This window comes from Kribbella sp. ALI-6-A (assembly GCF_001984195.1).
GTDB lineage: Bacteria > Actinomycetota > Actinomycetes > Propionibacteriales > Kribbellaceae > Kribbella.
Genome location: NZ_MTQN01000012.1, coordinates 1,107,069 through 1,118,585, shown reverse-complemented (window position 1 = coordinate 1,118,585; position 11,517 = coordinate 1,107,069). Strand labels below are relative to the sequence as shown.

At 69.7% G+C, this 11,517-nt stretch carries 6 protein-coding genes; 2 read left to right on the top strand and 4 right to left on the bottom strand.

Features of this window, described 5'->3' with window-relative positions; all coding sequences use genetic code 11:
- Positions 1–4 precede the first annotated feature (4 nt).
- Positions 5–406, bottom strand: coding sequence for a hypothetical protein (locus tag BWI15_RS31820; RefSeq protein WP_077018214.1), 402 nt, complete (start codon positions 404–406; stop codon positions 5–7).
- A gap of 544 nt (positions 407–950) precedes the next feature.
- Between BWI15_RS31820 and BWI15_RS40315 the strand changes: the two genes are divergently transcribed.
- Positions 951–6,392, top strand: coding sequence for a PKD domain-containing protein (locus tag BWI15_RS40315; protein ID WP_143466035.1), 5,442 nt, complete (start codon positions 951–953; stop codon positions 6,390–6,392).
- 52 nt (positions 6,393–6,444) lie between these two features.
- On the opposite strand, the gene BWI15_RS31810 is transcribed toward BWI15_RS40315, so the two are convergent.
- Together BWI15_RS31810 and BWI15_RS31805 are read right to left on the bottom strand one after the other, a co-directional pair.
- Positions 6,445–8,508 carry a YhgE/Pip domain-containing protein gene (locus tag BWI15_RS31810; RefSeq protein WP_077018212.1) on the bottom strand — a complete coding sequence of 688 codons (2,064 nt, stop codon included), beginning with the start codon at positions 8,506–8,508 and terminating at the stop codon, positions 6,445–6,447.
- Positions 8,505–9,203, bottom strand: a complete 699-nt coding sequence (locus tag BWI15_RS31805) for a hypothetical protein (RefSeq protein ID WP_077018211.1) — start codon at positions 9,201–9,203, stop codon at positions 8,505–8,507. Before BWI15_RS31805 ends, BWI15_RS31810 begins: the two co-directional genes overlap by 4 nt.
- A gap of 62 nt (positions 9,204–9,265) precedes the next feature.
- Here BWI15_RS31805 and BWI15_RS31800 point away from each other — a divergent pair, with 62 nt between their 5' ends.
- The gene (locus tag BWI15_RS31800; RefSeq protein ID WP_077018210.1) at positions 9,266–9,871 is read left to right on the top strand and encodes a TetR/AcrR family transcriptional regulator; all 606 of its coding nucleotides are present in this window, start codon (positions 9,266–9,268) and stop codon (positions 9,869–9,871) included.
- On the opposite strand, the gene BWI15_RS31795 is transcribed toward BWI15_RS31800, so the two are convergent.
- Positions 9,858–11,459: a molybdopterin-dependent oxidoreductase gene (locus BWI15_RS31795; RefSeq protein ID WP_083751129.1), complete on the bottom strand. Its 1,602-nt coding sequence runs from the start codon at positions 11,457–11,459 to the stop codon at positions 9,858–9,860. The two genes, BWI15_RS31800 and BWI15_RS31795, sit on opposite strands and share 14 nt — an antisense overlap.
- Positions 11,460–11,517 lie beyond the last annotated feature (58 nt).

The following is an 11,517-nucleotide window of genomic DNA, read 5'->3' as shown; positions in this document are numbered from 1 at the left end:
CGGCTCACGGCAGTTGGGCGCGGATGCGGCCGGCCAGTTTGTGGGCGCCGAAGCAGCGGAGTTTGACGACGTGGGTCGGGGTGCCGAGGGCGATGATCTTGGTGAGCCAGCCGAACTCGACCTCGACCGACGTGATCATCGCCAGGGGCAGCTCGATGGCGTTGAGCTCCTCGTGAATGGAGCGGTTGAGGGCGTTCGGCGCGAGCGTGACTTCGGTGTCGGTGAGGGTCGCGCGGCCACCGACCCACAGGCCGTTGTAGTGCTGCCGGAAGGTGGCGAGGACCTGTTCGACCGGCTTGGTGGAGATGTCGAGCAGGTCGAAGGCCGGGCCGAGTGCTCCGTCGCGGAGGGCGGCGTCCTCGACCAGGTAGTTGGCTGCCTTCGAGGCGATGACTCGTCCGCTCATGGGTCTCAGGCTAAGTCGAACCGCTTCGCGCCGCCACGGTTCGGTGCGCATCCCGGACCCACCTCCCCGGCGATCGCCAATGGTTGTAGTCGGCAACGAAACAAACAGCTGACAGCCGCCGATGGCTAGCAGGCGGATCGCATTCGGACACCCTGTGTAGTTGTTGGCGGATCATTTCCCCCGTTCCGGGCCGAAGCCCTTGCACAGAGCGTGGCCGACTGCCACAGTCGGCCGTGAGGATCCGGGGGGCGGATCTTTCGGGTGGGTTCTCGGTCACTGGGGGGTGACGAGCTTTGTCGTGGTCGACGACGCCGTTGACGATCATCACGCGTGATACCGGCCGGCTCCGGCCGGTCGCGATCCGCAACGCCCGAAAGTCCAGCACGCCTCATCTCCACGGATTCACCGCAGCCTCGGCCGCAGGCCGGGCGCGTCCGATTATCCGAACACTGGTTGGTGAGTGACTGTGTCCCAGCTCTTCGATCGATCCGTCCGTGGCCGAAGCCGTGCTCTGCGCCTACTGCTGGTCGTCGTGGTCGCTCTTGTGCCTGTCCTGGGCGCGACGGTGGTCCTCGCGCCATCGGCCTCCGCGGCAGCGGGCGAGCTCTCGTACGTCGGCGGCGCCAGTACCAGCGGGGCCAGGACGAGTCACACCGTCCGAATTCCCGCGACCGTACAGGCCGGTGACGCGCTGGTGCTCCACCTCACCGTCAACGCGACGGTCGGCACGCTCACGGACAGCCTGGCCGGCTGGACCCTGCTCCAGTCGCGCGACGGCAACGGCGTCCGCGGGCGGCTGTGGACCAAGACGGCGACCGCGGCGGACATCAACGCGAACGTCACCGCCACCACCAGTGACACGCTGAAGTCGGTGATCGGCGTCGCGGCGTACCGCAGTACGGGCAACGCCACTGTCTCCGCCTCGGCGGTCGCGGGCAGCGACGCGTCCGGCAGCAGCCACACCACGCCGTCCGTTCCGGTCGCCGACCAGAACTCCTGGCTGGTGAACGTCTGGGCCGAGAAGTCCTCGATCGACCTCACCTGGACGCTGCCGGCCGGTTCCACCTCGCGGACGACCGCCGCCGCCATCGGGACGGGCAAGGTCAGCGCGGTGCTCGCCGACTCCGCGGCGGCGGTGCCGACCGGGACCGCGGCGGGCCGGACCGCGACCACGAGTTCGGCGACGTCCCGCTCGGTGATGTTCTCGCTGGTGATCAGCCCCGGCCAGGTCGCGGATCCGGTGAACCAGCCGCCCGTGGCGGCCTTCGTGTCCAGCTGCAACGGGCTGGTCTGCGGGTTCGACGCCTCGTCGTCGACCGACCCGGACGGCAACACCCTCACCTACGCGTGGAACTTCGGTGACGGCCAGACCGGAACCGGGGTCAACCCGAACCACACCTATGCCGCCGACGGCCCGCGCACAGTGACGCTGACCGTCAGCGACGGCACCCTGACCGACACCGAGACCGCGCAGATCAGTCCAGTCGGAGCGGTCTCCCAAGGCCAGGTCTCGTACGTCGGCGCTGCCAGTACGGCGGGCAACCGGTCCTCGCACTCGGTCCGGATCCCCACGAACGTGCAGGTCCAGGACCGGCTGTTGCTGTTCCTGGTGACGAACTCGACCACCGGCACCATCACCGACGCGGTCCCGGGCTGGACGCTGATCCAGACCCGTGACGGCAACGGAGTTCGCGGCCGCGCCTGGACGAAGGCGGCATCGGCTTCCGACGCCGGCACCGACGTGACCGTGACCGGCAGCGAGCTGTCGAAGTCGACGCTCAGCGTCACGGCGTACCGCAGTACCGGAGTCGCGACGGTGTCCGCCTCCGCGGTCCGCGGCGTCGACGTGTCGTCGAGCAGTCACGCCACCCCGGCCGCGCCGGTGGCCAAGGGCAACTCCTGGCTGGTGAACGTCTGGACCGAGAAGTCGTCGGTCGTGCAGACCTGGAACCTGCCCGCCGAGGTCACCTCGCGGACCACGGCCGCGAGCACCGGCACCGGCAAGGTGAGCTCGGTCGTTGCCGACTCCAACGCCGGCGTGCCGATCGGCACCGCGGCGGCCCGGACGGCCACCACCAGCTCGGCCGTGTCCCGCTCGGTGATGTTCTCGGTCGTGCTCGACCCGGGACCCGACGCGACCGCGACGAACGAGGCACCGATCCCGGACTTCGTCACCGGGTGCGCGTCGATGACGTGCGAGTTCGACGCGAACCGGTCGTTCGATCCCGACGGCGACCAGTTGACCTACAGCTGGAACTTCGGCGACGGGCAGACCGGAACCGGCGACAACCCGTCGCACACCTACGCCACCGTCGGCAGCCGGACGGTCACCCTGACGGTGAGCGACGGTACGCACAGCGTTCAGAAGACCGGTGTGGCCGTCGCGGCCGCCCAGCCGCCGGGCCCGGGCCACGGTGACCGGATCGTGCCCGACACCCCGCGGACCAACTTCCCGCTGATCAGTGCCGGTGAGATCTGGGACATCGAGGTCGTCGGCAACCGCGTGTACGTCGCGGGTGGCTTCACCTCCTTGCGCAACAACGCCTCCGGCAACACCACCACCGTCAACCAGGCCCAGATCGCGGCGTTCAGCCTGAGCACCGGCCTGATCGACACCACCTTCCGGCCGGTCATCGGCAACGGTGGCGTCGAGGCGGTCGAGGCGTCGCCGGACGGCACCAAGCTCTACATCGCCGGCAACTTCGGCACCGTCAACGGCCTGACCCGCAAGGGCATCGCGCGGATCGATCCCGTCACCGGCGCGCCGGTCACCGGCTTCGTGGCCGACGCGAACGCCAAGCCGCAGGAGCTCGCGGTGACCAACTCCACCGTGTACGTCGGTGGCCGCTTCACCGCGATCAACGGCGCCCCGCGCGGCGCGCTCGCCGCGCTCGACGGCAACACCGGTGCCGTGCGCACCGACTTCGTCAACGACGTCAGCGGTGGCATCGGCGCCAATGGTGACTTCACCGTGCAGCGCCTGAAGCTCAGCCCGGACCTCGGCCGCCTGCTGGTCGTGCACACCGGCCGGCAGATCAACGGCCAGGACCGGTACGGCGTCGCGCTGATCAACGCCCGGACGCAGAAGCTGCTGCCCTGGCGGACCCGGCTGTGGGACGACAACCTGCAGTTCGTCGGCGGCATCCAGCGGATCTACGGCGGCGACATCTCTCCCGACGGCACGTACTTCGCGGTCACCAGCGGTTCCGGTGGCGACCGCCCGCCGATCAACGACACGGTCGTCGCGTACCCGATGGAGGGCGGCGACAACGTCCAGCCGCTGTGGATCTCCCGGCTCTTCGACAGCGTCTACTCGATCGCCATCGCCGAGAAGGCGATCTACGTCGGTGGCCACTTCGCGTGGCACGAGTCCCCGACCTCACCGCAACCGTGGCCGGGTCTGACCGACCAGGGCTACGGGACCGGTCAGGGCCTGTCCGGCTACGGTCTCGGCGACGCCGTCGTCCGGCGTGAGCACCTCGGCGCGCTGAACCCGGTCGACGGTACGGCGATCGACGGGTTCAACCCGGGCTCGAACTCGTTCGAGGGCGACAAACACATCGAGCTGACCCCGCGCGGCCTGTTCGTCGGCGGTGACGGGCAGACCAAGGGCGAGTACAACGTCGGCCGGGTCGGGTTCTTCGACTTCAACTCGGTCGCCGCGCCGAACGGCGTGGAGACCGCGATCACGGACCCGATCGAGGGCCGGATCAAGCCGGTCGACGAGGAGTACCAGATCAACGGCACGGCCTCGGCCGCGAGCGGGGTGCAGCGGGTCCAGGTCGAGATCATGGACCGCAACAGCCGCCGGTACCTCAACGACGACCTGACCACCTGGGGAACCACCACTCCGAACACCATCAACGCCACGCTGGCGTCGCCGAACGCGACCTCGACCACCTGGTCGTTGCCTTTGACAATGACTCAGAACCGGGTACTGACCGTGATGGCGCGAACGGTGGCCGGCAACAACGTGCAGGACCCGACCAAGGCCACCAAGAAGTTCGAGACGTTCGGCCTCGCGGACGAGACTCCGAGCACCAACGTCACCGGGCCCAACCAGAGCGTGGTGAACTCGTTCACGTTCACGATCACCGGCTCGGCCACCGACGACCTCGGCGTCAACTCCGTCGGGCTGACCTTGCGGGACCTGAGCAACAACCGCTACCTGCAGAACGACGGCTCGGTGTCGGCGACCAGCAACACGTTCCGGATCACACCTGACGTCGTCGGCGCGACCAGTACCACCTGGTCGTACGAGGTGACGGTGCCGTACGAGGGCGAGTGGCAGGCACAGGCCAGAGCCAGCGACACGTCCGGTCAGTCCGATCTGGACACCGCCGACCGGACCTGGATCGTGACCGAGAGCGGGGTCGCGCCGACGGTCTCGATCAGCTCGCCGGTGACGATGATCCCGCCGACCACGGTGCAGACCGTGGTGGTCACGCCGGGACAGCCGCTGACCTTCGCCGGATCGGCGAACGACGAGCAGTCGCTGCAGAACGTCGAGATCCAGCTCCGGAACAGCACCACCCGGGAGAATCTGGCCGCCGACGGGACCTGGGGCGTGGACGCGATCGCCGGCTGGTACCGGGTCGCGCCGCAGAACCTCAACCAGGCCAGCTACAACTGGTCCTACACGACACCGTTCAATTTGAAGCCGGGCACGTACAGCTTCTCGGTCCGTGCCACCGACCACCTGGGCCTGACCACGTCGAACTCCAATCAGGGGCGGCTCACGCTCAGCGCCCAGGTGCCAGGCGACGCACCGCCGGACGGACGGTTGACGGTCACCGGCACGGTCACCGGCGGGCAGGTGCTGCACCTCGACCTGACCGGTACCGCGACCGACGACGTCGGCGTGGCCGAGGTACGAGTGGCCCTGGAGGATCAGGACACCAATCGCTACCTGCAGCCGAACGGATCGATGGCGGCCACCTTCGCCACGCTGCCGGCAACGCTGGCCACACCTGGGGGCACCAGCACGACCTGGTCGTTGCCCGTCGACCTGCCGACGCAGGGCGACTGGTCCGTGACGGCCTTCGCCTACGACACCGCGGGGCAGCAGGACACGTCGACCAGCGGCGCGACCGCGCGGTACCGGATCTACCCGGGGGACAATCCGCCGACGCTGAACGAGGCGCTGCTGACCCCGAACGAGGGCAACGAGTTCACCGACGGCAAGATCTTCGTCACCGGCCGGGCCGAGGACGACCAGGCGATGCAGCGGGTCGAGATCGGCATCGTGAACTCGCTCGGTCAGTACATGAGTTCCTCGGGCACCTTCACCAGTACGAACGCCAGTTGGCGGACAGCGTTCCTGACCAGCCCGGGCACGCCGGGGTCCAACTTCTCCTACACCACCCCAGTCATCCCGGCGGGGGCGTACACGGTCCGGGTGCGGGCCGTCGACCAGCACGACCAGGTCACCCCGGTGCCGTCCGAGCGGCACGTCACGGTGATCCACCCGCCGGGCAACCTCCCGCCGGTCCCGAGCTTCACGATCGCGTGCGAGCAGAACGTGTGCACGTACGACGCCCGCAGCTCGACCGACGAGAGCCCGACGACGCTGACGTACTCCTGGAACTTCGGCAACGGCACCGGGTCCGGCCCGCTGCCGACCAGGACCTACACCAGCGCCAACACCTACACGGTGGTGCTGACCGCCAGGGACGAGTGGGGTGCGACGGCGACCGCGACGCAGACGGTGACGATCACCGAACCGACCGGGAACGTGGCGCCGAACCCGGTGATCAACCCGCCGGCCTGCTCCGGCCTGACCTGCAACATCTCCGGGGTGGGGTCCGCCGATCCGAACACCGGCGACACCTTCACCTACCTGTGGAACTTCGGGGACGGAACGCCGACCAGCACCTCGTCGGCCATGTCCCACGCGTTCCCGGCAGCGGGCACTTACACGGTCACGCTGACCACCACCGACGGGTGGGGCAAGGCAGCGACGGTGACGCGGCAGATCACCGTCTGACCCACCAGTGAGCCGAGGGGCGAGGCCGAACGGTCTCGCCCCTCGGCTGTGCTCACAGCGCGATCTCCGGCTGGAGCTTCTTCGCGACCCAGACGCGCTGGTTGCGGGCCGCGAGGGTGGAGGCGAGCAGGGCGGCGGCCAGCCAGGTCGCCAGGACGAGCAGGTCCTTGCCGAGGGACAGGCCCGGGCCGCCGTACATGAGGTGCCGTACGCCGTCGATCGCGTAGCTCATCGGCAGGACGTGGTGGAACAAGTACAGCGGCGCCGGGATCGTCTGCCAGGGGAACGTGCCGCCGGCGCTGACCAGCTGGATCACCATCAGGACCAGGCCGAGGAACTTGCCGATGGCGCCGAACCACGCGGACAGGGCGTGCAGGATCGCGACGAAGGTGATCGAGGTGAGCATCAGGAAGCCGACGGTGAGCCACGGGTGCGTGGCGTCGATGCCGAGTCCGATGATCACCACGGTGAAGACCAGCGCGGCCTGGATCGCGCCGAACAGCGCGGGCGGGAGCCAGCCGCCGAGCGCGACCCGGAGCGGCGACTGCAGGGCGGCGAGGCCGCGCGGCGACAGCGGCCGGACCAGCAGGAACAGCACGTACGCACCGATCCAGCAGGACAGGCTGAGGAAGAACGGCGCCAGTCCGGCTCCGTAGCTGTCGGCGGTCGCCTGCGACGTGTTCTGCAGGCCGACCGGAGCACCGAGGGTCTCCGCGACGGCCTTGCGGGCCGCGGGCGACGGGTCGGGGATCTGCTTGGCGCCGTTGGTCAGCGCCGTGTTCAGTTGGGTCGCACCGGTCTTCAACTTGCTCACGCCGGTCGCCAGGCTGTTCACGCCGGTCAGCAGCTGCCCCTGACCAGTCACGGCCTGCCGCTCTCCGGCGGCCAACTGAGAGGCACCTGTCTGCAGCTGTCCGACACCGGTCTTCAACTGCTTCGCGCCGGTGTTCAGCTTCGAGGCCCCGGACGCGGCGCTGCTGATTCCCGACGTCAGCGCCGGAGTGGCCTTGGAGAGCGCGGCAGCGCCGTTGGACACCTGCCGTGCGCCGGTCGCCAGCTGGTTGAGCTGCTTCGAGGTCGACTGGATCTTGGTGTTCGCGGTGACGACGGGAGCCCGCAGCTTGGCGGTCTCGGCCAGCACATGGTTGACCTGCGCCTGGGTGAAGCCGCGCTGCCTGAGCCGCTGCGCGAGCCCCGCGTCGATCGTGCTCAGGTCGCTCAGCAGCGTGCTGGACGCCGTTGCCACCTGCCGGCCGACGCCCGCGATCTTCTCGTTGCCATCAGCAACTTGATCCGCGCCGTTGGCCAGCGCCCTGGTCTGCGCCGGTAGTCCGGCCGTTTTCGTCTTCAGCGTCCCGAGCCCACTGCTCAGCTGCCCGGCGCCGGTCGCCAGTTCGCCGGCGCCCTTGCTGGCCGAGTTCAGCCCGGTCGACAACTTGGTCGCCCCGGCCGACAACTGCTTCTGCGCTGAGTTGAGCTGCGTCGCGCCACTCTGCAGCTGTCCGACGCCGGTGTTCGCCGAAGTCAACCCGCTCTGCAGTTGCCCTGCTCCGGTCGCCGCCTTGCTGACCTGCCCGTGGATCGTGCTGAATCCCGCCAGCAGCTTGCTCGCCGCGGTTTCGCTCACCTGCGCCGCGACGGTCTTGGTCACCTGGGCGACGACTTGGTTGGCGATCGTGTGCGCGAGGTAGTTGTTCGCGTCGTTCGTGGTCAGCTCGAGCATCGCCTGTCGCGGCGTGAACTCCGCGCTCGATGCCAGATCCGCCGAGAACGTCTTCGGCAGCACGAGCGCGAACTCGTAGCGCCCGTCCGACACCCCCGCCGTCGCCTCGGCCCGGTCGACTCGGTGCCAGTCGAAGCTCTTCGAGTTCACCAGCTCGTCGGCGACCTGTGGGCCGACCGCGAGCTTCTCGCCGGTCGACAGCGTGGTGCCCTGGTCCTCGACCACGACCGCGGTCGGAACCTTGTCGAGCCGCCCATACGGGTCGTGGTTGGCGTACAGGTACAGCCCGCCGTACAGCATCGGGACGCAGAGCAGCGCGACCACCGCCAGCCTCGGCAACCGCCCGGCGGTCAGCCGTCGCAGTTCACTCAGCGCCATCCGGACGGCGGTCATACCTGCTCCTCCTCTTCCTTCGTCTCCTCGTCCAGGGCTTCCACGGGTTCAACGGGTTCGACCTTCACCGGCTCCGGCTGGTCGATCGCACCCATCCGCGCCGCCGGTACGCCGAGCAGCCGTGCCGACGCGTCCGCACAGGTGACGATCACCGCGTAGCCCCGCGACGCCAGCTCACGCCCCACGCCGTACCAGCTGTGCGGATCCCCGCCGAACCGGTCCGGCATCGTCAGAATCACCACCGCCACCTCGGGCCGTGCGACCGTCAGCTCGGCCAGCAACCGAGTCCGTACGTCGACCGGCAGGTGCTCGAACCGCTTGTCCGCGTGCTCGGCCGCCTCGTGCTCCTCCAGCCAGGCCTGGACCGCCTTGCCGCCCGCCTTGCGCCCGGCGATCGCCAGCTCCTCGCCGACGACCGCCTTCACCGGCAGCGCGTCGTCCGGCTCGGTGATGCCAGGCGCGTCGACCACCGCCACGCGGCGGCGCAGTACGGCGCCGTCGCTCTGACCATCGAGCTTCACCTCACCGCCGTCGGGCGCGAGCCGGCCGGACAGCGCGAGGGACGCGGCGACGTGGCCGGGTCCGGGGTAACCGGTCAGCAGCACGAGCTCGTGGTCGCGCACGTCGAGCGACGTCGCGTCCAGCAGTGGCGCGTGCGGACCGCGCACGCTGATCGCGTAAGCCCTGAGCTGCATTCCGACCCCGTCCTCAACTCAATACGTTTGTGTATCCAATACAGAACTGTATCCTACTCGGCATGGAAACCCCGAAGCGCCGCCGCTCCGCCACCCGGGCCCGCCTGCTCGAAGGCGCACTGGAGGTGTTCGCCGAGCGTGGGTTCCACGGCGCGTCGGTGGAGGACATCTGCGAGCGGGCCGGCTTCACCCGCGGCGCCTTCTACTCGAACTTCGGCTCCAAGGACGAGCTGGTCCTGGCCCTGTTCGAGGCGACCACCGACCGCCTGCTGGAGCAGATCGCCGCCCTGCTCCCGGAGCTCGCGACCCAGCCGGGCACCCTGCTGGACGCCGTACTGGGCCTGCTCGACGACGCCGCGCCCGATCAGCGGCAGTGGCACCTGATCTCCACGGAGTTCACTCTGCACGCGCTGCGCAGTCCCGAGGCGGCCGACGCGCTGGTGCGTCAGCGCACGGTCTTCCGGCAACGCCTGACCGAGCTGGTCGAGGAGATCACCCGGACCAGCGGTCTACAGCTGAGCGTGCCGGCCGAGCAGTTCGTCCGGCTGGTGATGGCCCTGCACGAAGGCGCCCGGTCGCAGAGCCTGCTCGAGCCGGACGCCGTACCGGCGGGATCGCTGGAGCACACGTTCCTGCCGATGGTGCTGGCGGCGGTCAGCCGACCTTGACGTCGACGCTGTGCAGGCCGGTCGAGCCGTTCGGCGCCGGCGGGGCCTGCGACTCGATCTGAGGGTTGCCCTTGGCATCGAACGCGCGGACCTGCAGCACGTGGTTGCCGCGCGGCGCGTTCCAGGTCCAGTGCCACTGCCGCCAGGTGTCGGTCGACGGGTCCGCGGCCAGCGTCGCCTCCTGCCAGGCGCCGCCGTCCACGCGGACCTCGACCTTCGAGACGCCGACGTGCTGGTCCCACGCGACCCCGGCGACGGTGACCTGCCCGGTCGGCGCCTTCGACCGCGGTACGTCGATCCGTGACGACAGCTTGATCGGACCCCGCTCGGACCAGCCCCGCGGCGTCCAGTACGCCTCGAACTGGTCGAACCGGGTCACCTCGATGTCGGTCAGCCACTTCGTCGCCGACACGTACCCGTACAGGCCCGGTACGACGATCCGCACCGGGAACCCGTGCTCCAGCGGCAACGGCTGCCCGTTCATCGCGAACGCGAGCATCGACTGCCGGTCGTCGGTCAGCGTGCTGATCGGCGTACCGGCGGTGAAGCCGTCCTTCGAGGTCGACTTGATCGCGTCCGCCTGAGGCGACGGCCCGGCCTCGGCGAGCAGGTCCTTCAGCAGTACGCCGGACCACAACGCGTTGCCGATCAGGTCGCCGCCGACCTCGTTGCTCACGCAGGTCAGCGTGACCCACTTGTGCACGACCGCGCGCTTCAGCAGGTCGTCGAAGCTCAGCTCGAGCTCGCGGTCGACCATGCCGTGGATGCGCAGCCGCCAGTCCGACGGAAGAATCAGCGGCACCGACAGCGCGGTGTCGATCCGGTAGAACTCGTCGTTCGGCGTCACCCACGGAACCGCCCCCGGAGCTTGTACGCCGGCCGGCGGCGCGAGGCTCGGCGGCGTCGGCAGGTTCAGCCCCTCCCGCGCGTCGGCGACCGCGGCCCGGTGACCGCCGACAACCTTGCCCAAGGCACCGATCGCGACAGTGCCGAGGGTCACGCCACCGGCGAGCTGGAGGAATCCGCGGCGACTCACGCCGTCGTCCGGGTCGGTGCGCAGGTCGGCAAGCCGCTTCGCGAACAGCCGGAGCAGCAGGAGCGCCGTGATCCCGGCGATCATCGACGGGACGAAGCCGGTCTGTCCGGAGTCGGGCCGGGTCGCCGCCGCGGCAACGGCGATGCCGGCCAGGACGACGACCACGGCCGCGCCGGCGGCGTACCGGCGGACGGCGAGAATCCCGCCGAGCGCGGCGAACGCGAGCAGCACGATCAGGATGCCGGCCCGGAGCGCGGTCTTGTCGTGGGTGCCGAACAGCGAGATCGCCAGGTCCTTGAGCCACGGCGGCACCCGGTCGATGAACGCCGAGCCGATCGCCACCACGGGGGTCTGGCGTGTACCGAGCAGGGCGGCGGCGACGCTACCGGCGGCGAGTCCGGCCAGGGCGGCGAGCACACCGCCGACAGCGGCACGGAAGTGGAGACCGCCGCGGCCGCGCGAAGCGAGCCGGGACGAACCGTTGCCGCCGGGACCGCCAGGGCGGTCGGAGGTCGCGAGAGGTGCGGGAGCCGGGACCTGGGGGTGGTTCACAGGTCAACTGTCCTGCTCGGTGGCGCCCGGCACCAGCCGGGCGCCACATCCGTTAGGA